This is a genomic window from Acinetobacter sp. YH12076 (assembly GCF_013419525.1).
Classification (GTDB): Bacteria; Pseudomonadota; Gammaproteobacteria; order Pseudomonadales; family Moraxellaceae; genus Acinetobacter; species Acinetobacter amyesii.
Window position 1 is genome coordinate 96,024 of the sequence record NZ_VOZY01000007.1, and the last position, 22,843, is coordinate 118,866.

19 protein-coding genes and 1 riboswitch are annotated in these 22,843 nt (G+C 40.3%); of the genes, 2 read left to right on the forward strand and 17 right to left on the reverse strand.

Annotated elements, in window-relative coordinates; genetic code table 11:
- Nucleotides 1-18: 18 nt before the first annotated feature.
- The 10 genes from FTU22_RS08645 to FTU22_RS08690 all read right to left on the reverse strand — a co-directional run bounded on the left by FTU22_RS08645 (nucleotide 19) and on the right by FTU22_RS08690 (nucleotide 12,222).
- Nucleotides 19-771: an HNH endonuclease gene (locus tag FTU22_RS08645; protein WP_179998174.1), complete on the reverse strand. Its 753-nt coding sequence runs from the start codon at nucleotides 769-771 to the stop codon at nucleotides 19-21.
- Between the two features lie 3 nt (nucleotides 772-774).
- Nucleotides 775-2,022 (reverse strand): AAA family ATPase, encoded by a 1,248-nt coding sequence (locus tag FTU22_RS08650; RefSeq protein ID WP_257225904.1) that lies wholly within the window; start codon nucleotides 2,020-2,022, stop codon nucleotides 775-777.
- A 108-nt stretch (nucleotides 2,023-2,130) separates the two neighbouring features.
- A complete protein-coding gene (gene uca / locus FTU22_RS08655) occupies nucleotides 2,131-5,736 on the reverse strand; it encodes an urea carboxylase (protein ID WP_180093977.1) in 3,606 nt (1,201 codons plus the stop codon).
- A 4-nt stretch (nucleotides 5,737-5,740) separates the two neighbouring features.
- On the reverse strand, nucleotides 5,741-6,403 hold the full coding sequence (locus FTU22_RS08660; RefSeq protein ID WP_180093979.1) for an urea amidolyase associated protein UAAP2: 663 nt from the start codon (nucleotides 6,401-6,403) through the stop codon (nucleotides 5,741-5,743).
- 11 nt (nucleotides 6,404-6,414) lie between these two features.
- Nucleotides 6,415-7,152, reverse strand: coding sequence for an urea amidolyase associated protein UAAP1 (locus FTU22_RS08665; protein ID WP_180093982.1), 738 nt, complete (start codon nucleotides 7,150-7,152; stop codon nucleotides 6,415-6,417).
- Between the two features lie 29 nt (nucleotides 7,153-7,181).
- Nucleotides 7,182-7,293: riboswitch (guanidine-I (ykkC/yxkD leader) on the reverse strand.
- Nucleotides 7,294-7,573: 280 nt separating this feature from the next.
- Complete coding sequence (tauD, locus tag FTU22_RS08670) at nucleotides 7,574-8,419, reverse strand: taurine dioxygenase (protein WP_180093984.1); 846 nt, start codon at nucleotides 8,417-8,419, stop codon at nucleotides 7,574-7,576.
- Nucleotides 8,420-8,449: 30 nt separating this feature from the next.
- On the reverse strand, nucleotides 8,450-9,316 hold the full coding sequence (gene tauC / locus FTU22_RS08675) for a taurine ABC transporter permease TauC (protein ID WP_180093986.1): 867 nt from the start codon (nucleotides 9,314-9,316) through the stop codon (nucleotides 8,450-8,452).
- Nucleotide 9,317: 1 nt separating this feature from the next.
- Nucleotides 9,318-10,103, reverse strand: a complete 786-nt coding sequence (locus tag FTU22_RS08680; RefSeq protein WP_180093988.1) for a taurine ABC transporter ATP-binding protein — start codon at nucleotides 10,101-10,103, stop codon at nucleotides 9,318-9,320.
- Nucleotides 10,104-10,113: 10 nt separating this feature from the next.
- Nucleotides 10,114-11,148 carry a taurine ABC transporter substrate-binding protein gene (gene tauA / locus FTU22_RS08685; protein ID WP_180093990.1) on the reverse strand — a complete coding sequence of 345 codons (1,035 nt, stop codon included), beginning with the start codon at nucleotides 11,146-11,148 and terminating at the stop codon, nucleotides 10,114-10,116.
- A 180-nt stretch (nucleotides 11,149-11,328) separates the two neighbouring features.
- Nucleotides 11,329-12,222, reverse strand: a complete 894-nt coding sequence (locus FTU22_RS08690) for a LysR substrate-binding domain-containing protein (RefSeq protein ID WP_078190935.1) — start codon at nucleotides 12,220-12,222, stop codon at nucleotides 11,329-11,331.
- Between the two features lie 190 nt (nucleotides 12,223-12,412).
- Here FTU22_RS08690 and FTU22_RS08695 point away from each other — a divergent pair, with 190 nt between their 5' ends.
- Complete coding sequence (locus FTU22_RS08695; protein WP_078193793.1) at nucleotides 12,413-13,114, forward strand: HAD family phosphatase; 702 nt, start codon at nucleotides 12,413-12,415, stop codon at nucleotides 13,112-13,114.
- An 89-nt stretch (nucleotides 13,115-13,203) separates the two neighbouring features.
- Here FTU22_RS08695 and FTU22_RS08700 read toward each other — a convergent pair whose 3' ends face one another.
- The 4 genes from FTU22_RS08700 to FTU22_RS08715 form a co-directional block, all read right to left on the reverse strand.
- Nucleotides 13,204-13,521, reverse strand: a complete 318-nt coding sequence (locus tag FTU22_RS08700; RefSeq protein WP_373686486.1) for a hypothetical protein — start codon at nucleotides 13,519-13,521, stop codon at nucleotides 13,204-13,206.
- A 223-nt stretch (nucleotides 13,522-13,744) separates the two neighbouring features.
- The gene (locus FTU22_RS08705; RefSeq protein ID WP_171319206.1) at nucleotides 13,745-15,244 is read right to left on the reverse strand and encodes a succinate CoA transferase; all 1,500 of its coding nucleotides are present in this window, start codon (nucleotides 15,242-15,244) and stop codon (nucleotides 13,745-13,747) included.
- Nucleotides 15,245-15,377: 133 nt separating this feature from the next.
- Nucleotides 15,378-16,547 carry a thiolase family protein gene (locus FTU22_RS08710; RefSeq protein WP_078193795.1) on the reverse strand — a complete coding sequence of 390 codons (1,170 nt, stop codon included), beginning with the start codon at nucleotides 16,545-16,547 and terminating at the stop codon, nucleotides 15,378-15,380.
- 101 nt (nucleotides 16,548-16,648) lie between these two features.
- Complete coding sequence (locus tag FTU22_RS08715; RefSeq protein ID WP_180093992.1) at nucleotides 16,649-18,427, reverse strand: acyl-CoA dehydrogenase C-terminal domain-containing protein; 1,779 nt, start codon at nucleotides 18,425-18,427, stop codon at nucleotides 16,649-16,651.
- 605 nt (nucleotides 18,428-19,032) lie between these two features.
- On the opposite strand from FTU22_RS08715, the gene FTU22_RS08720 reads away from it, so the two are divergent.
- Nucleotides 19,033-19,638 (forward strand): TetR/AcrR family transcriptional regulator, encoded by a 606-nt coding sequence (locus tag FTU22_RS08720; protein ID WP_078190941.1) that lies wholly within the window; start codon nucleotides 19,033-19,035, stop codon nucleotides 19,636-19,638.
- Nucleotides 19,639-19,703: 65 nt separating this feature from the next.
- Here the strand turns inward: FTU22_RS08720 and FTU22_RS08725 are convergent, their stop codons facing one another.
- From FTU22_RS08725 to FTU22_RS08735, 3 genes are all read right to left on the reverse strand, one after another.
- The gene (locus FTU22_RS08725) at nucleotides 19,704-19,898 is read right to left on the reverse strand and encodes a heavy-metal-associated domain-containing protein (protein WP_078190942.1); all 195 of its coding nucleotides are present in this window, start codon (nucleotides 19,896-19,898) and stop codon (nucleotides 19,704-19,706) included.
- Between the two features lie 66 nt (nucleotides 19,899-19,964).
- The gene (cueR, locus tag FTU22_RS08730; protein ID WP_111884371.1) at nucleotides 19,965-20,384 is read right to left on the reverse strand and encodes a Cu(I)-responsive transcriptional regulator; all 420 of its coding nucleotides are present in this window, start codon (nucleotides 20,382-20,384) and stop codon (nucleotides 19,965-19,967) included.
- 1 nt (nucleotide 20,385) lies between these two features.
- Nucleotides 20,386-22,824 (reverse strand): copper-translocating P-type ATPase, encoded by a 2,439-nt coding sequence (locus tag FTU22_RS08735; protein WP_373886246.1) that lies wholly within the window; start codon nucleotides 22,822-22,824, stop codon nucleotides 20,386-20,388.
- Nucleotides 22,825-22,843 lie beyond the last annotated feature (19 nt).

A 22,843-nucleotide genomic window follows, 5' to 3' on the forward strand; every position in this document is an offset into this window, starting at 1 on the left:
TTATGCTTTACAAAACCGTTAATACGCTTCCTGAAGCTCTAAGGATAAAATTGTTTTTGCTTGATTATATATTTCACTATCTTTGATCATACAGCTACAAAAATATGAATACTTTTTAGTAGGTTGCATTAAATTTTCAATTCTCGCTATAGACTCAGAAATTTTTCTCAATTGATTCTGTTTTTTTCTTTCAGTATCTTTTACCTCTAGCTCTTGAAGTGCTTCTTCTAAATCTTGCTCATACTCACAAAACACTTTAATCAAGTTACTATATGGATCGTATAATCGGCTTTTTAAGCCACAAACATCTATTGTCATTTTCGCTATTTCAGTCTTACCTTTCATACGTGCCAAAGTAAATTCAAAATGCTCACTTGGATCAAAATCACTCTCATATGGATTTAGAATAGGTTCAACTCCTACATCATGTGCAAGTTTTGAATCATTACATTTACGACAACTAGGTAAAAAATTTTCCCAATCAAAAGTTTTATCATGATAGATGGATTTTGGATAGAAATGTTCAACTTCTATATTTCCACTATCTTTTGGAGTAGATTCGCAAAAAGCACATTTTTGATATGAACTATCAAATAAAGGAGTTGTAATATCTTTATGTCTGTAATGACTGAGCGCAGAAGCTTTCTCTTCTTTCGGAATCTCCTTGTAACTTCCATATTTACTTACTAATGAAAGTAAATGATCTGTCCATTCTTTTTGTTTATCCTGAAGAATTTGAGGGGCATTAACAGATTTTTCAAGTTTAATCATATCTTATAGAAGCTCCAAAGAAGCCATTTTCATTTCTAGCACTTGAACAATTGTGTCATCAGAATGAGTAATATTCTTTAGCTGTTCCATCACAGATAAAAGCTTAATCTTATCTTTTGACTCATAAGCATCAAAAGCTTCATCAATTAATTTTTCGTAATCTTTATTTTTCAGGCTTTTAACCCCCATTACATCTTCTAAAATTTGATCCGTGTTCCAACCTGAATAGCGCTTATTACTAGGCTCAAAATGATATTCTGTTTTTCCAGTTTCACGGCTCATAATAATGACTTCACCATTTTTTGCTGATGCCAAAAGATGTGGTGAATGAGTCGTAACAATGAACTGCAGATTAGGGAATAAAGCTTCTAACCCATTTCTAATATTAAATTGCCATTCAGGATGCAAATGTAGATCTAACTCATCGATTAGTACAGTACCTGTTGCATCTCCTATAAAGCGTTGTCCCTCAGAATTTGTGTTTTCAACCCATTCAATGATATTAGCGACTATAGTAAAAATAGCTTGAAACCCTGCTGAAAGTTCTTCTAGATAACATTTTTGACCATATAATGAAAACATAGGCTCTAAATCATCTCTGATCTCAACAAATTCAAAATCACTACCATTTGGAGCAAGTTTTGGAAGATATTTAATTAAATGATTCCAATTTCTTCTATAATCATATGCCCACTCTTTATCTATCCAAACATAACGATTAATCATCCATTGTTTTACAAATCGATCCTTATCAGTATAGTGAGAGTTTAATCCTCCATTCAAATAACTATCTCTTTTTTGATCCTCTGGTAATAAACGTCGTGTTCCCTCAATAAACTCGTACTTAATATTTCTTTCAGATGTGATATTCAATGGAATTACATGAGGAAAAGTATTTTTAAAATCTATTATACTGAATCCTTTAAATCCATCTTGAGTTGCTAAAGGTGTAAGATAATTATATAAAGTATTACCACGATATTCTTTATTTCTGAAAGATCCCCATCCAAATCCAACTGAAATTTTTAGAAAATTAGCTGTATCACTACCAATTATTAAATTAGTTAAAATACTCGAATCATCAGAAAAACGAGTATTAATGTGGTTATTACTATCAAAACTGTGCATAATTCCATGTAAAACACTAGTTTTCCCACATCCATTAGAGCCAGTAATAAAATTAAATTTATTATTGAACTTAATAAATAATGATTCGAAATGTCTGTAATTTTTAGCTTCAAAAGAATGCATGTAAAAATTTTGCATAATGTATTTAAATTAAATTTATGTATCTAAATCAATTTTATATCTTTTTTTTCAAAAAAACCGCCCTTACGGACGGTCTTTTTTCCTACTTCATCAAGCCACAGGTGCCAACGTAAACAATACCTGCCCCGTTTTCACCGTCTGCCCTTTTTCAATGGTAATTTCAGAAACCATCATACGTTCAGGCGCAATAATGGGGATCTCAATTTTCATCGCTTCAATCACAGCAAGCGTTGCACCTTCTTCAACAATATCACCTGACTTGCATTCAATTTTCCAAATACTGCCCGGCATGTGCGATTCCACTGCACAGCCACCTTCAGGAATTTGAATATCGCTGTCATCCAACACAGCATCCAAACTTTCAGACACATACTCTGCAAGTCCGGCTTCATGCCAACGACGACGTTCTTCATCAAAATTGGCTTGTTGGATAGATTTAAATGCTGAGATAGATTCGGCATTTTCAGTCAAGAATTCATTGTATTCTTTTAGGTTCAATACACCTTCTTCTACACGGAGTTTTAAGCGACCAGCTTTAAAGTCCTCACGCATTTGCATAAGCTCGGACTCAGAGACTTCATAAAACTTAATTTGGTCAAAGAAACGTAGTAACCATGGTTTACCTTGCTCAAAGTCGGCATTTTTACGGTAACGTGACCACATTTGTGTGGTACGACCGACAAACTGATAACCGCCCGGACCTTCCATACCGTACACGCACATATACGCACCGCCAATACCGACAGCATTTTCAGGTGTCCATGTCCGTGCAGGGTTGTATTTAGTCGTCACTAAACGCTGGCGAGGATCAAGTGGTGTTGCCACAGGTGCACCTAAATACACATCGCCCAAACCCATGACCAAATAACTTGCGTCATACACTACGTCTTTTACGGCTTGTTTGTCTTTTAAGCCATTAATACGACGGATAAATTCGATATTGTCTGGACACCATGGTGCATCTGGGCGCACAGTTTGCATATAGCGTTCAGTTGCCAATTGGGTTTGTGAATCTTCCCAAGCCAGCGGTAAATACACCGTACGTGATGGAACTTGCATTTCTGTGACATCAGGCAATTCTGCTTCAGCCACTTGCAATAAACGCAGTAAATCAAGTTGATCAAGCTTGATCGAATCAAAGTGAATTTGTAGCGAACGAATACCCGGTGTCAGGTCGATAATGCCGGCAATGTTTTGCTTTTGTACCCATTGCATGAGCGCATGGATACGGAAACGTAAGTTTAGATCTAAAACCAACTCACCATATTCCACCAACATGTAGTTATTGCCCGCAGGACGATACACCACATCCGGCAAACCATTCTGACCTTTTAAGGTATCAAGCACGGCATTTTTTAAGGTTGCGAGTTCAGGATAGAACGACTCATCAAATGCGACAGCTTGGGTATCAGATGCTTCTAATTGCGCATGATATTTTTCATTCAGCATTTTGGCTTGGTGATAGCTCACAGGCACAAATTTAACTTTGTCACCGGCTTTCAATTGACCTAATTTCCATAGCTCAGAATGAATCACCACCGCAGGACAAACGAAACCACCGAGACTTGGACCATCTGGACCCAAGATAATCGGCATATCACCAGTGAAATCAATCGCACCAATGGCATAAGCATTGTCATGAATATTTGATGGATGCAGACCTGCTTCACCACCATCCTCACGTGCCCATTCCGGTTTTGGACCAATGAGACGAATACCGGTACGGCTTGAGTTAAAGTGAATCTCAAAGGTATTGGAAAAGAAAGTATCAATATCATTTTTGGTGAAGAAATCAGGCGCACCATGTGGGCCGTACATCACCGCAATTTCCCACTCATGGCTAAATGACGGCACTTGTTCAGGTGCAAGCGCTGTGACTTGTTCAGATGTAAATGCCGTGATTGGTAACATATCGCCAATCAATAAGTTACGACCTGCATGACCACCAAACTGACCTAAGGTAAAGGTCGCTTGTGAGCCGAGATATTCAGGCACATTCAGACCGCCTTTAATCCCAATATACGTACGGCAACCTGTGGCGATTTTGCCACATTTGAGCACCTGACCTTTACGCACATTGACGGTCTGCCACATCGGAACTTGAGCGCCATCTAGTGTTGATGGCATATCACCACCCGCCAATACAATTTGGCTATCACAGTGGAATTTTAAGCTTGGTCCTTGCAAAGTACATTCAAGCCCTGCCGTGTTATATGCATTACCTAACAATTGATTCGCAACATTAAGTGACAGCGGATCAATCGCACCTGATGGTGGTACACCCACATCCCAATAGCCCAAACGACCTGTGACATCTTGCACAGAAGTTTGAATGCCTGATTGCAACACTTCAATTTTTTGGGTTTTCCACTCAAATGTATTTAAGAATCGTGTGGTTTGCGTACCGGCTTTAAATACATCACAGTCGATAATGTTTTGTAGATATTCAAGATTGGTTTCGATACCTGCAACCGATGTTTTGCCGAGAGTTTCGGTCATTGCAGCAATTGCCAAGTCTCGATCATCCGCTGTCACAATGATTTTCGCAATCATCGGGTCATAAAATGACGATACATTGGAACCTGTTTCCACCCAAGTTTCATTACGGGCATTACTATCAAACTCAACATGCGTCAGTAAACCAGCACTGGGTTGGAAGTTCTTGATCGGGTCTTCGGCATATAAACGCACTTGAATTGAATGACCTTTCGATTCAAGTTGTTCTGTTGGTGTAATCCAATCACCACTGCCTAAAGTCACCATCCATTCCACAAGATCGACACCAAACACTTGCTCTGTCACGCCGTGTTCAACTTGCAGGCGGGTATTTACTTCTAAAAAGTAGAATTCTTGTGTGTCGGTATCCATCACAAATTCTACTGTGCCTGCCGAACGGTAATTCACCGACTGCATCAACCCAATCGCAACCGATTGAATATAGGCACGTTGATCATCATTGATATGTGGTGCTGGGGTTTCCTCAATCACTTTTTGGTTTCGGCGCTGCACCGAACAATCACGCTCACCGAGTGCTAAAACTAAGCCATTGCCATCACCAAAAATCTGCACTTCGATATGACGGGCATTTTGTACGAATTTTTCGAGGTACAAGCCTGCATCTTTAAAGTTGGCTTGGGCAAGATATGAAACCGTAGAATAAGCATCTTTCAGCTCTTCTTCATTCCACACCAAACGCATGCCGATACCGCCACCGCCTGCGGTACTTTTCAGCATCACAGGATAACCAATACGTTTAGCTTCCGTTAAGGCTTCGGCTTCATCTGCCAAAAGCTGACTGCCCGGAAGAAGTGGTACATTGGCTTGAATTGCAAGTTCACGTGCAATATGTTTTAAGCCAAATGATTTCATTTGTGCCGAATTTGGCCCTAAAAATACTATGCCTTGAGCTGCACAGAGATCACAAAATTCTGCATTTTCAGACAAGAAACCATAGCCCGGATGAATCGCTTCTGCACCTGTTTGTTTTGTGACTTCTAAAATTTTATCGACATTTAAATAGCTTTGGCTGGCAGGACTATCACCAATAAATACTGCTTCATCCGCCAAGGTCACATGCAAAGAATCACGGTCTGCTTCGGAATACACAGCAACAGATTGAATGCCTAATTTTTTGAGTGTACGGATCACTCGACACGCGATTGCACCACGGTTGGCAATGAGGACTTTATTGAACATGGTATTACTCCTCACCGTCACGGATGATCAATTGAATTTTTGTTGGGTTATAGGCATTACATGGGTTATTCAGTTGCGGACAATTGGAAATGAGGACAATGAGATCCATTTCAGCTTTAATTTCAACATATTTACCCGGTGCAGAAATACCATCATCAAATTTAAGATGACCTTCCGCAGTCACAGGCACATTCATAAAGAAGTTAATATTTGGGCCGATATGGCGCACATTTAAGCCATGTTTTTTGGCAATAGGATGCTGAGACAGCGCAATCATGAAATTGTTACGGCAACTGTGCATTGGAAATTTGTCATGAGAATAACGCACGGTGTTACTTTCACATGAACATGCACCGCCTAAAGTATCGTGACGACCGCAATTATCATCATGAATGCTGGCAATTTTGTTGCCAAAGTTGGTGTATAGAGCTGTGCCTTTTTCTAAATAGATTTGTTGATTAATCGCTAAGGTATCAGTGGCGCTATAACGCTCTTCAGGGTTTGATGCCGAGATAAACAGCGTATCCACCGCTTGATTGCCCTCTAAATCCACGATACGGAAATACTGCCCTTTTTTGACTTCGCACATCCATGCTTCACCGGCAGAACATACTTCGCTTAACACTGATTTTTCAGAATGTTGTGTTGGATTTACTAATGCAGTCATGATCATTCCCCTCAAGCCGTTAAAGCGTAATAGCGTTTATTATTTTGAAAAGCACGTTGATTTTGCGGGCAAGAATCACGGCAAACATCGGTGTCTGCCAAAGGTAACGCCTTAAATAAACTTAGTTGTACGTCAGCAGGGTTATATTCTTCTGCTTGAGATAATCCATGTGGTGCACTAGATAAAAAGACTAAACAATCCATTTCAAAGCGCAGTTCAATAATTTGATCAGTGTTATCGGAGTCGATATAAGACAAGTTACCTGTATCATCAGGCGCAACCTTAGAGAAGAGATTAAGTGTTGAACTTAAGTCGGTTGCAGATAAACCAAACTTGGTCATTTCAAGCAATAAGCTATCTTTGCCGTTGCGGTACATATCATTACGGGCATCTTGGAAAGTTTTACTGCCAAATTGGTTTTCAATTTGTGATGCGGTACTTGGTGCACAAAACGCATCATTCCAAGCGTGATCGTCTTTGACTATCGAGATCATGACACGGCCTAAATCCGACGCCAAAATATGTCCTGTACTTAAATATGCCGTGTGTTGACCTTTGAGGCTATCTGGCATGTTATAGCGTTCAAGCTTATCTTCACTATTTACACAGTACAGTGCCACATTGGCATTTTGCCCTAGCGATTTAAGCTGTAATACTGCCCCACGCTGAATACGCGCTGACCAGTGGTGTCCACCCGGTAAAAGTTCAGTCCATAGTTCTTTATCATCATGATAATGTATTGTGCTCATTGCAGCCTCTGCCTAATTCTTAACTATTTACCTCCCGGGCTTTTATCCCTCCGTGCAGCTTTGCTTTGAATTAAAACGAAGCCGTGAACTCTCGGTCGCAGTCATACATAGAAATGTATCGGAACCCTAGATCACTTTATGATGTATGTAGAAATGCAAAGGCTGTGCCAATTTAGTATTACGGTTTGAATAAATCGTATTACTAAGGTTTTAGGATTCGTTTTGATGCTTAAGCTGCAGCATTGGTTTTAAATTGCGCTATTTTTGAACTGTGTTTCTGCCTAGATATGCTTCATGATTGTGCAAATGCATTCATGGTTAAGTTTTTTGGAATTTATATTTTTTCGATTTCTTCAAAATAAAAAGCCCAATTTTAGTATTGGGCCTTTCCTGTGATGTTTGCAAACAGCTACTTTCGCTTTTAACTTGCTGCTTTATAAAATGGTACCGAGCCATTCACAGTTGCACGATGCATAATGCGGTGCGCATCACCATAGTCAAACAGCGCTTTGTGCTGCGTGCAGCGGTTGTCCCAAATAGCGACATCACCTTCTTGCCATTTCCAGCGCAAGTGAAATTCTTCCTTCACTGCATGTTCAAACAAGAATGTCAGCAATGCATCGCTCTCTTGTGCATTTAATTCATTAATTTGTGTTGTAAATCCCTCATTCACAAACAACACTTCAGCACCAGTTTCGGGGTGTGTACGTACGACCGGATGCACTACTGGCGGATTTTTACGGAAACTATTTACAAGGCGTTCACGGTCTGCTGCTGTTGTGCCAAAGCGCTCTAATGGAAAAGATTTACGAATATCATGTGTTGCTGTTAAACCGCGTAGTTGCTGTTTAAAATCTTCACTGAGCGCATTAAAAGCTGCTGTACCGCTGGCCCACAGCGTATCCCCGCCAAACTCTGGGATTTTAATGGCTTGCAGCACACAACCAAGTGGCGGTGTCTGACTAAAGGTCACATCAGTATGCCAAAGGTCATTGTCTCTTAAATCTTGTCTGTGGCTATCCAGTACAATCACTTCCGGTGCATCATCCATCGCAGGGTAAATCGGATGAATATGCAAAGTACCAAAGGTTTTTGCCAACCTCACTTGCGACTGTGCGCTAAGCGCCTGCTTTCTAAAAAAGATCACTTGATGCTGTAATAGTGCCTGTTTTATTTCAAGCAGCAACGGTGTATCGGCATGGTTTAAATCGATACCTTCAATAACGGCGCCAATGTTTGGGTTAATTTGCTTCGCTTGCAATGACATAATCAAATCTTCTTCAATCTCTAAATCTATTTACAGCTGTTGGCCATACCAAGGCGCCAACTGCTTTTGCAGCCAACGTAAAAATAGCTCAAAACTTACTGCGACAATCGCGATCACAATAATCCCAAGAATCACGGTATCAGTAATTAGGAACTGAGCCGCAGACTGCACCATAAAACCAATACCGCGATCAGCAGCAACCAACTCTGCAGCCACCAGTGTTGACCAGCCCACGCCCAAGCCAATGCGCACACCCGTTAATATGTGCGGCAAAGCTGTAGGTAAAATCACATATTGCAAAACCTGCAAGCGCGTTGCGCCTAAAGATAATGCTGCACGTTCACGGTTTTTTTGATGGCTGATCACACCATGCGCACTGCTGATAATAATTGGCGCCAAAATTGAAAAGAAAATCAGCAGCACTTTGGTGGTTTCACCAATACCAAACCAAATCACCAATAACGGTAAATACGCAAGCGGTGGAATGGGACGGAGTAGCTCCACAAGTGGATCAAATACAGCACGTACCCATTTGTTGAGTCCCATCCATAAACCTAAAGGCACACCAATCACAATAGCAGCAATGAGTGCGCTAAACACACGGCCAATACTTTCAGCCAAATGCTGCCAAAGCGTGGCTTTCATAAAACCTTGCTGGCTGACTTCAATAAACTTCTGCCATACCGCTGCTGGACTTGGTAAAAAAAGCTCAGGAATAATTTTCAAAGTGGTTACGACAAACCAAAGCACCAGCAAGCTCAGCACGCTGCCGATGCTCACAATAAGTGGAAAATTTTTTCTAAATATAGAAATAGATGAACTTCTGTTTAATGTTGCTGCTTCTGCACGATTTTCGCTTAGATGAGCCTTATTTAATTTTTGAATTTGTGTATTCATATTAAGACTCCACCGCATGTAATTTTTGCGCTTTTAAGCGTTCAAACAACATTTCACGCAGCTGAATAAACTGCGGATCAGACTTAATCGCTCGTATAGATTCGCCTTTACGGTAGCGCTCAGCAAAATCCAGCTTGAGCATTTCAACAATCGTACCCGGACGCGCTGTCATCAGTACCAATTGATTGCTTAATAAAAGCGCCTCTTCAATATCATGGGTAATGAGGAAGAAACCTTTTTTCTCTTTAATCCATAAATTGAGCACAAACTCCTGCATACTTTCTCGGGTAAATGCATCGAGTGCTGCAAAGGGTTCATCCAGCAAAATAAATGGTGCATGACTAATCAAGGCACGTGCAATACCAACGCGCTGTTTCATCCCGCCTGAAAGTTCCCAAATATTGGCATTTGCCACATGCGACAAGCCCACAGTCCCTAAAATTGATGTGACTTGTGACTTTATCTCTGCACTTTTTAAGCCTTTTAATTTCAAGGAAAATGCCACGTTATCTGACACGTTGAGCCAAGGCAGTAAGGCATGTTCTTGAAAAACTACAGCACGTCTAGCATCTGAGCCAGTTAAAACTTCATCATCAATTTTGACTTGGCCTGCACTCACCTGTTGAAAACCCGCCAAAATATTTAAAAGCGTCGTTTTGCCGCAGCCAGACTCACCAAGTACAACTGTTAAAGTCGATTCAGGAACGTCCAAATTGATATTTTTTAGTACAGCCACCTCTTGTTCAGGATAGGTCAGGCTAATATTTTCCGCTTTTAAGATACTCATTTTCACATCCTTAAGGCTGAACAAATAAGGCTGTTACATTGTCCTTGTAATCAGCTTTAACTTTATCTACTTTGCCTTGGGCTTTTAAAAAGGTTGCTGTATCTAAAATATTCTTGGCAAAATCTGTGCTGAAACTTTGAGCTTGCTGCTGCTGGTTCAAATAAATATTGCCAGATAGCAGCAATGGAATATCTTTCGCATCAGAACCGGTTAATTGCGCAATGCTATTGATATAAGCAGTATTCGCTTCAAACGCTTTCGGATCTTGATTGTATTCATCTATTTTCTTTAAAGAAGTTTGAACGAAAGATTTTAAAAACTCTGGATTTTTCTCTGCAAAGTCTTTACGAACCACCCAGACATCAAAGGTTTGTGCGCCCCATTCTGCAACTTGCTTAGAATCGGTCAGAACTTTACCTGTGGCACTCGCCTTGCTTAAAGCAGGTTCCCATACATAAGTCGCGTCAATATCGCCACGTTCCCACGCCGCAGAAATTTCAGGCGGGCGTAAGTTAATAATTTTGACGTCAGACTCTGACAGATTCCAATGCTTCAATGCAGAAAGCAGGCTGTAATGTGCTGTAGAAACAAAAGGGACAGCAATGGTTTTGCCCTTTAAGTCTTCAGGTTTTTCAATGCCTGATTTATTGCTCACCACTAAGGCTTCTGAAGCACCAAGTTTGGCTGCCACAAAAAATACTTCAATAGGTAAATCACGGCTGGCAGCAGCAGCTAAAGGACTGGTACCAATATTGCCAATACTGACATCACCTGATGCCAAAGCATTTACAACGTCTGCGCCAGCATCAAATTTTTTCCATTCTATGGGCTGTTGGCTGTCTTTTTCATAATCGCCATTGGCCTGCGCCACTTTGCTCGGATCAACACCAGTTTGATAGGCAATGACTACCGCTTTCTGATCTTTTTGCGCAATTGCAGCCGTTGAAGTGTCAGGAGTAGATTTTTTAGCTTGGAAATATACGAAAGCAGCGATCGCCACAATGACGATCGCCGTAATAATTAAAGGTTTAGATTTGCCGCTCATATTTTTTCATAAAAAGTGATAACTAATTCACATAATAATCAGTCAGCTTTATGATGAAAAATAAGTTAATTGACAATATTTATCACAAAATTGCATTTATCGATTAGTGGAATAGTTATGCTTTTATTCACTAAACGTCTAGCAATCAATTTTCTGCGCGAGATCTTTTAATGATATTTTTTACTTCACTAAGATTTCATGGAACATATGACGTAGCCATTGATGGCTGGTTTTATGATGGCAAGACATATGCCAATATTGCTTCACGCCATAGGTTGGAAACGCAATCGGCGCATCAAATATTTTTAAGTTGCCGCGTGAAAGCAATACTTCACTCAAGTAGTACGGCACAGTTGCAATCGCATCAGTGTCTTGCACAACCAAGCCCACACCTAAATAACTAGGTAACCGCATCAAAATATCACGTTTTAAATCAAGGTTAAGCAGCTCATTTTCAATATGGTAGTGCCCCATCCCTGCATCAATATCAATGTGCGACTCTGATAAATATTGCTCAGTTGTAATGGTGTCACCCGTTAATCGTGGATGATCCTTAGCTGCAATCACCACATAATATTGCTCAAACAGTTTTTGTTGATAAAAACCGCTTTCCAAATGCGGTAAAAACCCCAATGCTAAATCAATTTCACCATTCGCCATCTGATAACTGGTTTCAGTGGTAATCGGGCGTACATTCAGACGTATTTGTGGCGCGTGTTTTTTTAGATATTGGCTGATTTTAGGCAATAAAACCAAATGCGAAACATCGGTCATGGCCAAAGTAAATTGTTGATCTGAAATGGCTTGATCAAAATTAATCGTAAAATTATTAATGGCTTCGACTTTACTCAAGGCTTCGCTGACTAAAGGAAATAATTGACGCGATAACTCCGTAGGCACCATTTCATTGCCGATACGTAAAAATAAGGGGTCGTTATAATGCTGTCGTATTTTATTTAAAATATTACTGACTGTAGGCTGACTCATCTGCAAGTGTTCAGCAGCTTGCGACACATTTTTGTACTTATAAACATGAAAAAAAATGCTAAGAAGTTTACAGTCCAATTCAAACACGAAAGATTTAATCCCTAATTAAATATTGCAAGTTATGCTGTGCATCATCTGCTGAATTATACAAAAAGCCAATAACGAAATATTACTTTTATTGCAGATGAAACGCCAGTTTAGCCTGCTCAGTTGCATTTGGCTTTTCAACACCCCAATCAGTCCGCATAATAGACCCAGCACGAATTTGGATATCAACATGCTTCAAGGAAAAAAACTGGTTTGTTTTGATTTAGATGGCACACTTATCGACTCTGTTGGCGTGTGGAATCAGGTCGACGCAGATTTGATTCAACAGTTAACTGGACAAACCATCCAACTGGGTTTCATTCAACGTGAACGTGACATTCAGCTGCAATTATTTAAAAATACACCAGACCCTTACTTAATGTACTGTAACTATCTAAAAGATACTTATAAGATTGAACAACACACAGCAGATCAAATCAAACAGCAGCGATATGCCATTTCACAGCATTTTTTAGAACATATCATCTTGCTTAAACCACATGCAGCGTTATTTGTTCAACAGCTCATTCAGCAAGGCATTCAGGTGGCAATTACCACCACGACCAGCCTGCAAAATATTTATCGATATCAAAAAAATATTAACATCTATCCAATGCTGCATTTTGAAAATAGCTTTGATCTGATCCTGACCCGTGAAAGTGTCAAAAATATTAAGCCGCATCCTGAAGTCTATTTACAGGCGATTGAACATTTTGCAGTTCGACCTGAAGAATGTTTAATTTTTGAAGATTCACTCATTGGTGTAGAAGCTGCAAATGCAGCAGGCATTGAAGTGGTTGCCGTGTATGATGCATATTCAGAGCACGAAATTGAGCAAATCAAAAATAAAGCGGATTATTTTATCCATGATTTCTCTTCGGTTCTGAACTAAGTTAAAGTAAATAAGCGTTCGCTTAAAAGTTAAAAAGCAGCCCAACTTAGAGGCTGCTTTTGATATTTTTGCATCTATAGATAATTGATCTATTTTACTTTTTTATAAATGGATCCAGACCCAACTAAATTTCCAGTTTTTTCGTCAATCGCAAATTCAACAGCACCTGTCCCAGAGTTTACAGCCAGTAACCCAGATTCAGCAACAGACGCAGGTACAGGATTTTTCTTTTCAGATTTACCACTTTGTTTATCTTTTAAAGTATTAGTAATGAAATAGTTTTCACCATTTTTACTAATAATCAGCGCATTTTCAAGTTGCGGATCTACTGCGGTATTTTGCCATGTTCCTGCATAATCAGGCGCTGGACTTTGTTTACATGCACTGAGGAGAACTGCGAACAACATCGCAGAAAAAAATTGAATCTTTTTCAAAATACTGACCTTCTTTGTCAATGAGTTTTGCATTATAGAAAGCCTTGAAGAGAACTTAAGACCGTTCATGTTGTGCAAAAGTTTCAAACCAAGTGGCGCTGTTTTTCTTTTGTCATGTTTTGAAACATTTGTAGTCCTTCATAATAAATAAGCCCACTTGATCGTGGGCTTATTTAAATATTTTCAATCTTTAGATTTATACGATTTGACGCATTGAACCGGTTTCTTCAAAAGTGGCATGCCAAGACAAAGCCTCTTTTAAAATATGTGGCGTTTGACCACCAAGCTCACATGCGCGTTCAAAGTAGCTCAACAATGCTGCGCGATAATCTGGATGTGCACAGATTTCAATGACTTTACGTGCACGCTCACGTGGTGAAAGACCACGTAAATCTGCCAAGCCCTGCTCTGTAACCACGATGTCAACGTCGTGGTCAGTATGGTCGGTATGACTCACCATTGGCACCACAGATGAAATCGCACCACCTTTTGCAATCGACTTGGTTACGAAAATGGCAATGTGCGCATGACGAGTAAAGTCTCCTGAACCGCCAATACCGTTCATCATTTTCGTACCCGTCACATGGGTCGAATTTACGTTTCCGTAAATGTCAAACTCAAGCGCCGTATTAATCGCAATAATGCCTAAACGTCGAATGATTTCAGGGTTATTGGATAGCTCTTGTGGACGTAACACAATTTTGTCTTTGTACTGATCAAAATTGTTCATCACGTGCTGTGCACAAGGCTCAGATAACGTCATTGAACAGCCTGAGGCAAATTTCATTTTTCCAGAATCAATTAGCTGGAAAGTACAGTCTTGTAGTACTTCTGAATACATTTCCAAATCATGAAAATTCGAATGCTCAAAACCGGCAAATACAGCGTTGGCAATCGAACCCACACCTGACTGTAGCGGGCCTAAATTTTCAGGCAAACGCCCTGCTGCGACTTCACCTTCAAAGAAATCAATCAGATGCTGAGCAATCGCTAGGGTTTCAGCATCAGGTTCATCCATTTTAAACTGGGTATCTGGCAGATCATTCAACACAATAGCTGAAATCTTATCGGGGCTGACATTGATCCCAATCGTACCGATACGTTCACCGACCTGAGTCAGTGGAATTGGCCCACGGTTTGGTCGCGCTTTCGGCACATAAATATCATGTACACCTTCTAGCACTGGGTTAATCGTATTATCAATTTCAATAATCACATGATCTGCCATTTCAATGAAATTGGCTGAGTTACCACATGAACCTGTCGGAATAACTTGACCATCTTCTGTAATTGCAGTCGCTGCAATAACGGCCACATTAATGCGCGGTAAATTATGATGACGAATATTATCGGCCATTTCAGACAAGTGTTGGTCAATATACATGACCTCGCCAGCGTTAATGGCTTTACGTAAACCAGGATCTGCCTGATACGGATAACGACGTTCTATCGCATGCGCCGCATTGAGGCGACCATCGATACTATTTCCTAAACTAGCACCCGTTGCCAACGTGATACGAAGAGGATGTGAAACTGCATGATCTGCAAGTGCCAATGGAACCGTCTTTGCCTCACCTGCACCACCAAAACCACTTAAACCAACCACTGAACCATCTTGAATTAACTCAATCGCTTTTTCAGCAGACATTACTTTGTCGCGAAGGGAGAGTAAGCGAATGCGATCTAAACCATTCATAATTAAATCTCAAAAAATAAATATCTCAAAATAAACATCTTTTTTCGCCATCCCAGCGAACTGAGATAGCGTTTGTTATTGCTTATCTAAAAACGTACTTATCTAAAAGCTTACTTATATAAATTGAGGCAAATTAAATCAGTTCAACCGCAATTGCAGTTGCTTCACCGCCACCAATACACAGTGCTGCGACACCTTTTTTACCGCCAGTGCGTTTTAAGGCATGAATCAGCGTCACAATAATACGTGAACCTGATGAACCTAGTGGGTGACCAAGTGAGCAAGCACCACCATGAATGTTCACTTTTGCTTCATCTAAGTTAAATCCATCAATCGCCAGCATTGTAACCATGGCAAATGCTTCATTGACTTCCCACAGGTCAACTTCTTGTGCATCCCAACCGGCTTGTGCAAGTACTTTCTCAATAGCACCGACTGGAGCAATCGTGAACTCTGACGGATGCTGTGAATTTGTAGCATAAGCAACGACTTTTGCCAGTGGTGTTAAACCACGTGCTTGGGCCGTTTCTTCTGATGTAACCACCAAAGCAGATGCACCGTCAGAAATTGAGCTGGCATTGGCGGCTGTGATCGTGCCGTCTTTTTTGAATGCAGGACGCAGTGTTGGGATTTTTTCAGGCTTAGCACTTAATGGCTGTTCATCTGTGTCAACAACGACGTCACCTTTACGGCTTTTAACAGTAACTGGCACGATTTCATTTTTGAAGAAACCGCCTTGAATCGCTGCAACGGCTTTATTGAGTGAGTTGATGGCAAAAGCATCTTGCTGTTCACGGGTATAGCCTTTTTTATCTGCCATATCTTGTGCCAGAATACCCATCGATAAACCTGTCTCAGCATCTTCTAAGCCTTCTTGGAACATGTGGTCTGTGGTTTTACCATGACCCATACGATAGCCTGAACGCGCTTTTTCAAGTAAATATGGCGCATTTGACATCGACTCCATACCACCAGCAACCACAATATTAGCAGAACCGGCTTTAATCGCATCAGCTGCTTGCATCACTGCCTTCATGCCTGAACCACAAATTTTATTAATCGTTGTGGCACCCGTTGTATCTGGTAAGCCTGCTTGACGCATCGCTTGGCGTGCAGGACCTTGTTTAAGACCAGCCGGTAATACACAGCCAAAAATAACTTCGTCAATATCTGTAGGTTCTAAACCTGCACGTGCAACAACAGCCTGAATCGCTGCAGCACCTAAGTCTGGAGCTGTACAAGATGAAAGTGAACCCTGAAAACCACCCATCGCTGTACGTACGCCATCTACAATTACAATCATTTCTTATTTCATCCTGTTTTAAATCTTTTAACCCCAAGGAACCATGACTGATTCCTCAGATTTTCCATCTTAATGTTTTTCACAGTGGTTTCGATGAAACTTTAAGATTGAGCGGTGAAGTATTCTTCAGATAGCTGCATGATAAGTTCAGAACCTGCTTTAATGCGTTGAGCACGGGCAGCAAGGTCAGGTAGAACTTTCTCAACATAGAAATCTGCGAGTACCAGTTTGTTTTGGAAGAAGCTCTCTGGTTTTGCAGTCGCAGCTTTGCTAATACGCGCAAACATATACACAAAGCTGAGTAAACCAACAGCGTGCAGGTAATCGACTGCCACCGAACTGCTAAAGTCTGGGGTGGTCTTAGATTGTTCAATAATGAATTGCGTTAATGCTTCAACTTCGTCAGAAACTTTCAATGCTGCAGATTTAACTTTTGAATCAGCCATTGTTGCAGCAAAGTCACGAATTTCAGCAATGTATTCGGCAATAAATGCACCATTACATTTCGTGGTTTTGCGTCCAATTAAATCAATCGCTTGTACGCCATTTGTGCCTTCATAAATCTGTGAAATACGTAAGTCACGAATGCATTGCTCCATGCCCCATTCACGAATATAGCCATGACCACCAAAGCACATTTGCGCTTCTAAAGTAGCTTGTAGGGCTGTATCTGTTAGGTAGGCTTTTGCAATAGGTGTCAATAAAGCCACGCGGTCATTGGCTTTTTTCACTGCAGCTTCGTCAGTTGAATATTTTGTAATATCCAGTTGCTGACCAACATACACAGCAAATGCACGAGATGCTTCGTTGTTGGCGCGTACATTCAACAACATACGACGTACATCACCATGTACTAAAATAGAGTCTGCTGGTTTTTCAGGAGATTTCACACCTGTCGCAGAACGACCTTGTAGACGATCAGTCGCATACTGTGCAGCATTTTGGTAAGCAAATTCTGCTGCGCCAATCCCTTGGATACCCATCGATAAACGTTCGTAGTTCATCATGACAAACATCGCCGCAAGACCTTCGTTTTCTTTACCAACGATATAACCTTTGGCGCCATCGAAGTTCATGACACACGTTGCAGAACCTTTAATACCCATCTTGTGCTCAATTGAACCCGCTGATACGGCATTACGTTCACCGACTGAGCCATCGGCATTGACATGGAATTTTGGAACGATAAACAATGAAATACCACGTGAACCCGCAGGTGCATTTGGCGTTTTTGCTAACACAAGATGGATGATGTTTTCACACAGATCATGTTCACCACTGGTGATGAAAATTTTCGTGCCTGTAATGTTAAATGAACCATCTTCATTCGGCTCTGCTTTGGTTTTAATGATCCCCAAATCAGTCCCTGAATGTGGTTCAGTTAAACACATAGTGCCTGACCATTCACCCGTATAAAATTTTGGAAGATAGGTTTCTTTTTGCTCTTGCGAAGCACGGTCATTAATCGCCATACCTGCACCCACAGTCAGTAGTGGATACAACATAAATGATGGATTGGTACTCCAAATCATTTCGTCAGCAAGTACTGTCAACATTTTTGGCATGTTTTGGCCGCCCCATTCTTCAGAAGCGCCTAAACCAACCCAACCACCTTCAGCGAATTGTTTAAAAGCGTCTTTAAACCCTGTAGGCGTAGTAACAACACCATTACTAAACTGCGCACCACCTTCTTCATCTGCAGTACGGTTCAAGTCTAGAATAACGTTTTTAGAAAACTTAGCCATTTCTTCTAAAATGGCATTTGCAGTCGCCATATCAATATGAGCTAAGTTTTCATTTGACTGCCAGAACTCATCTGCATTGAATACATCATTTAAGATGAAGTCCATGTCCTTTAACGGCGCATTGTATATTGGCATTGTACTTTCCTTTTCTACAGGCTTTGTCAGCGTCTTTGACAAAGTACTTTTTTAAAGTTGCACGCTCCCGCACAAAATCATCAAATCAATTTTGTGTGGATTTTTTAAAGATCTGTTTTTTCAGATAGATATCTAAAATGGATATAGATAACGTGTTTTTACCGACAAGTGGAAAATAACCACCTGATATTTTGAGCAGCATTATTTTATTACAATTAAATAAATTTATTGAATTGACTAAATTTATAATTGGTAATTGATTAAAACCAAACATAATAGTACCTATAATCATGTTTAATTTAGGTTGTATTAATAACATAACAACCAAGACCGTTTTGTTAAATGCTGCTTTTGTTGTAAAAGCGAAAAGACAATAAATTAAAAAAAATAAAAATGGAATTTTATTTCAAAAAAATGACCTCAAGGGTTCAGTTTTGTTGACATTAATTTTATGCTATGAATTCTATATGTTTTACGCACTCTACTAATGTGTTTATTTTTAAACCAATTTATGTAATATTTGAGACCATAGTGGAATGTAAGATTCACAAGATTTAGCTTAAGCTAGGCTTGTTCACCCTCAAGATGTTTATGGAACAGTTATCATGAGTTCAGTACGCCAACAAAATTTTATCCTTCGCAAGGAAAAAATTTTAGCCATGGCAGAAACCCTGCTATTAGATAATAATCAAGACATCACCTTAAGTGAGTTAGCTTGTGAACTAGATATTGCCAAAGGCACGATTTATAAACATTTTAAAAGTAAAAACCAATTATATTTAGAACTGATTATCTTAAATGAAAAACGATTATTAGAAATTTCAAAAAAATATAATCATGATATTAAAACTTATGTTTCACAATATATGCTTTATAATATGTTGAATTCTAATAGAACTATATTATTACATGTCATTGAAGAACGCTTAACCAATAATGAACGTAAATTAAAAGAGTTATTTGAAGAGCTCTATCGTGTTCGTGAAGAACGTATTATTGAAATTAAGGACATGACCAGTGATTATCTAAAATCACTTGAAAGCGCAATGTCGATACGTGATTATTTATCTTATATTTGGACGGTCACTTATGGTGCATCCCTACTCCTCAATTCAACGCATTATCAAAAATCAATCGGTTCACGTGAACGCTTAATCAAGCTATATATTAATCAGGCGCTGATGACGCCAGATAAAATTTCAGCCGTATAGAATTGATTTATAAATAAAAAAGCCGAACAATTGTTCGGCTTTTTTTTCATTAAACAATATCTAGGTTATGCAATCACAGGTGGGAAGCCATCTTCGGTTAAAGCGCTAATCAATTGCTCTGCACTGGCACTAGATTCAACGTCAACTAATTTTGTAGCTACATCAATAGTGACCGTTGCATTTTCGTCTAAGTCTTTAATCGTTGCTGTTACGCTACGGGCACAACCACCGCATGTCATATTATCAATACGAAATTTCATGATATTCATCCTTCTTTTCTAATAACAACACTATAAACCTTGCCACGATTGTAAGGTCAAGCGGATTTAAATCTTTGCTGTATGGCAGCACTCAGCCATGCCCGTTTCGATTTGATTTAAAATCGTACAATCGGCTTGATCATTACCGGCACAGCCATCGACGGACTGTTGCAAGATCTCAACCATGGCCTGTAAGTCTGCGATTTTTTGATTTAAGGTCTGGATATGTTTTAACGCCAATGCTTTAACTTCTACACTTTGCCGACTTTGATTTTTCCAAAGCCCAAGTAAATCTTTCATTTGTTCAGAAGAAAAACCTAAATCACGCGCATGTCTTAAGAAACTCAAGGTTTTAATATCGGCTTCCGAGTAAACTCGATAGCCGGCATCGGTGCGCTGCGCATTATTTAACAGCCCAATCGATTCATAATAGCGGATCATTTTTGCAGAAATGCCCGATGCTTTCGCTGCTTGTCCAATATTCATCTCAAGACTCCTGAAAAACTGGCCCTTTAAATGCTTTTAAACGCAAGGCATTTGACACAACAAACACCGATGAAAGTGCCATTGCACCTGCGGCGAACATAGGTGAAAGCAATATACCAAAGAATGGATATAACACACCTGCAGCGACAGGAATCAATGCTGCATTGTAAATAAATGCCCAAAATAGGTTTTGGCGAATATTATTCATCGTCGCAGTACTCAGTGCGATCGCTGTCGGTACCATTTGTAAATTACCCGACATAAGCACAACGTCCGCGGCCTCTATCGCCACATCTGTCCCTGTACCAATCGCCATGCCCACATCTGCTTGAGCAAGTGCAGGCGCATCATTAATACCATCGCCCACAAAACAAACAACACCATGTTCTTTTTGCAATTGTTGTACAGATTGCACTTTTTGGTCTGGCATTACTTCAGCGATCACATGATCAATCTTCAACTGTCGTGCTATCGCAGTGGCAGTGTGTCGGTTGTCACCTGTAATCATGGCCACTTTCAGTCCTAAATCATGCAAAGCTTGAATGGCTGTAAAGGTTGTGGCTTTGATCGGGTCGGCTACAGCAACAATGGCAGCAAGCTGTTGATCGATCGATACATAGAGCGGGGATTTCCCTTCATTGCCCATGCGTTCCGCCAGTGCTGAAAAGATTTGTGTATCTAAACCAAGTTTATGCATCAAATGATCTGCACCGATATAAATGCTTTGTCCTTCAACAACCGCCTGAATCCCTGCACCAGTCACGGAATCAAACTGGTCAACCTCTAAAAGTTGCACTTGCATCTCTTTCGCAGCTTGTACAATGGCATAGGCGATCGGATGCTCAGATTTCTGCTCTACAGAGGCCAATAACTGAAATACGCGATCTTTATCAAAAGCTTCAGTGACTTCAAAATCAGTCAGTTTCGGTTTACCTTCCGTCAATGTCCCCGTTTTATCGACCGCAACCACTTGCGTATTTTTGAGTTGTTGTAAGGCTTCACCTTTACGGAACAATACTCCAAGTTCTGCACCTCGCCCTGTACCGACCATGATAGATGTTGGCGTTGCCAAACCCATTGCACATGGGCATGCGATGATCAGTACTGCTACAGCATTGACTAAAGCATAGGTTAAACTCGGTTCAGGTCCTACAACATACCAAACTAAAAAGGTGATCAAGGCCAACGCCATCACCACAGGTACAAACCATAAAGTGACTTTATCCACCAAAGCTTGAATTGGTAATTTTGAACCCTGAGCCTGTTCGACCATATGGATAATTAGTGCCAAAACAGTATCTTGACCTACCGCAGTGGCTTGTATTTTCAAGGCCCCATTTTTGTTAATCGTTCCACCGACAACTTGATCACCGGCTTTTTTCTCGACAGGAATTGGCTCGCCACTGATCATGGATTCATCAATATAACTGTTCCCAGACACTACAGCACCATCGACTGGGCAACGTTCACCAGGCCGAATTTCAATCAACATACCTGTTTTAACATCACTAATCGGCAAATCTATAAAGGTACCAGATTGCTCTACACGTGCTGTTTTGGGTTGCATGCCGACTAAGTATTGAATAGCTTGCGATGTTTTACCTTTGGCTTTCGCCTCCATAAAACGACCCAAAAGAATCAACGCCACAATTACTGCGGCTGCTTCAAAGTACACATGAACCGTACCTTGCGGTAATAATTGCGGAGCAAATGTTGCAACACAAGAAAAACTATAAGCAGATAAAGTCCCGACTGCGACCAAAGAATTCATATCCGGGGCAAGTCGCGCAAGTGCTGGTATGCCGTGCTGATAAAAGCGTCTTCCGGGTAGGATTAACACCAAAGTGGTTAATATAAACTGAATATACCAACTATTTTGTGTTCCTAAATTATGCGCAATAAAATGATGAAAAGCTGGAATCATGTGTGATCCCATCTCCAAGATAAAAACAGGAACAGCGAGTACCAATGCGATGATTAAATCACGTTTGAGTAACCGAGCTTCGTCGGCTTTTTTTTCTGCCATTGTCGGTTGTTGCTGCGTAGCAATGCTAGCACTGTATCCCGCTTTTTTAACTGCCGCGATCAATTCTTGTGTTTTTGAAGCGGGAGCCTGAACAAAGGCTTTTTCACTGGCTAAATTTACCGTTGCTTTATTGACACCGTCTACAGCGTTTAAGGCTTTTTCAACCCGTGCCACACATGAAGCACAGGTCATTCCATCAATATTTAATTCAATATTGGGCTGTGCAATATGAAAACCTGCTTTTTCTACAGACTTCGCCAATGCAGAATTTTCAACAGATGCCAATGCCGTAATCGTGGCTTTTTCAGTTGCCAAATTCACTTTTGCATCGATGACTTCTGGAACTGTCTTTAATGCTTTTTCAACACGTGCAACACACGATGCGCAAGTCATCCCTTCAATTTCAAGCTCAATCTGCTTCTGTGCAACACCA

What these genes read in the sequence shown, in the direction of transcription:
- FTU22_RS08645 (WP_179998174.1), bottom strand. Translation starts at nt 771, where the DNA reads ATGATTAAACTTGAAAAATCTGTTAATGCCCCTCAAATTCTTCAGGAT.
- FTU22_RS08650 (WP_257225904.1), bottom strand. Translation starts at nt 2,022, where the DNA reads ATGCATTCTTTTGAAGCTAAAAATTACAGACATTTCGAATCATTATTT.
- uca (WP_180093977.1), bottom strand. Translation starts at nt 5,736, where the DNA reads ATGTTCAATAAAGTCCTCATTGCCAACCGTGGTGCAATCGCGTGTCGA.
- FTU22_RS08660 (WP_180093979.1), bottom strand. Translation starts at nt 6,403, where the DNA reads ATGACTGCATTAGTAAATCCAACACAACATTCTGAAAAATCAGTGTTA.
- FTU22_RS08665 (WP_180093982.1), bottom strand. Translation starts at nt 7,152, where the DNA reads ATGAGCACAATACATTATCATGATGATAAAGAACTATGGACTGAACTT.
- tauD (WP_180093984.1), bottom strand. Translation starts at nt 8,419, where the DNA reads ATGTCATTGCAAGCGAAGCAAATTAACCCAAACATTGGCGCCGTTATT.
- tauC (WP_180093986.1), bottom strand. Translation starts at nt 9,316, where the DNA reads ATGAATACACAAATTCAAAAATTAAATAAGGCTCATCTAAGCGAAAAT.
- FTU22_RS08680 (WP_180093988.1), bottom strand. Translation starts at nt 10,103, where the DNA reads ATGAGTATCTTAAAAGCGGAAAATATTAGCCTGACCTATCCTGAACAA.
- tauA (WP_180093990.1), bottom strand. Translation starts at nt 11,148, where the DNA reads ATGAGCGGCAAATCTAAACCTTTAATTATTACGGCGATCGTCATTGTG.
- FTU22_RS08695 (WP_078193793.1), top strand. Translation starts at nt 12,413, where the DNA reads ATGCTTCAAGGAAAAAAACTGGTTTGTTTTGATTTAGATGGCACACTT.
- FTU22_RS08700 (WP_373686486.1), bottom strand. Translation starts at nt 13,521, where the DNA reads ATGTTGTTCGCAGTTCTCCTCAGTGCATGTAAACAAAGTCCAGCGCCT.
- FTU22_RS08705 (WP_171319206.1), bottom strand. Translation starts at nt 15,244, where the DNA reads ATGAATGGTTTAGATCGCATTCGCTTACTCTCCCTTCGCGACAAAGTA.
- FTU22_RS08710 (WP_078193795.1), bottom strand. Translation starts at nt 16,547, where the DNA reads ATGATTGTAATTGTAGATGGCGTACGTACAGCGATGGGTGGTTTTCAG.
- FTU22_RS08715 (WP_180093992.1), bottom strand. Translation starts at nt 18,427, where the DNA reads ATGCCAATATACAATGCGCCGTTAAAGGACATGGACTTCATCTTAAAT.
- FTU22_RS08720 (WP_078190941.1), top strand. Translation starts at nt 19,033, where the DNA reads ATGAGTTCAGTACGCCAACAAAATTTTATCCTTCGCAAGGAAAAAATT.
- FTU22_RS08725 (WP_078190942.1), bottom strand. Translation starts at nt 19,898, where the DNA reads ATGAAATTTCGTATTGATAATATGACATGCGGTGGTTGTGCCCGTAGC.
- cueR (WP_111884371.1), bottom strand. Translation starts at nt 20,384, where the DNA reads ATGAATATTGGACAAGCAGCGAAAGCATCGGGCATTTCTGCAAAAATG.